The organism is Catellatospora paridis (assembly GCF_009720365.1).
In the GTDB taxonomy this organism is placed as follows: Bacteria; Actinomycetota; Actinomycetes; order Mycobacteriales; family Micromonosporaceae; genus Catellatospora; species Catellatospora paridis.
In genome coordinates this window covers 1-707 of the sequence record NZ_WBZD01000062.1, presented here as the reverse complement: position 1 = coordinate 707, position 707 = coordinate 1, and the positions used below count along the sequence as shown (strand labels likewise).

Genomic DNA, 707 nt, shown 5'->3' with positions numbered 1-707 from the left:
CCCTTGACGCTGCCGGCGAGGCCGCCGATGAGTTGTCGTTCGGCGATGGCGTAGAAGCCGAGGGCGGGGATCATGGACAGGACGACGTAGGCGAGGACGCGGGCGGTGTCGTCGGCGTATTGGCCTTGGAAGGCTTGGACGCCTACGGGCAGGGTCCACCAGGTCTGGTCGGTGAAGACGACCAGGGGTAGGAAGAAGTTGTTCCAGCTGGCGACGATGGCCAGGACGGAGACAGTGGCCAGGGCGGGTCGGGCCATGGGTAGTAGGACGCGCCAGAAGAAGCCGAAGGGGGTGCAGCCGTCGAGGGTGGCGGCTTCTTCTACTTCGGCGGGGATGGTGCGGAAGAACTGGCGCAGGATGATGATCGTGGTGGGTAGTCCGAAGGCGGCTTGCGGGAGGATGACGCCGAGGGGGTTGTCGAGCAGTTCCATGCTGCGTAGGAGGATGAACAGCGGGAGGATGGCCACGGCGAAGGGGAACATGAGGCCGATGGCGAACAGGGTGAACAGGAGTTCGCGGCCGCGGAAGGCGAAGCGGGCGAAGACGAAGGCGGCCATGGCGCTGGCGGCGACGACGACGGCGACGGTGGCCAGGGCGATGATGGTGCTGTTGGCGAGTTGTCGCCAGAAGACGCTGTCGGCGAGGATGCCGGTGTAGTTCTCGGGGTGCCAGGGGTCGGGCCAGCCCAGGGGGTTGGTGGACAGTTG

1 protein-coding gene is annotated in these 707 nt (G+C 66.3%); it reads right to left on the bottom strand.

All coding sequences use genetic code 11. From position 1 onward, the window contains the following. Positions 1-707 (bottom strand): carbohydrate ABC transporter permease (locus F9C41_RS40535; RefSeq protein WP_155392163.1); only part of this gene is annotated, 707 nt, incomplete at both ends.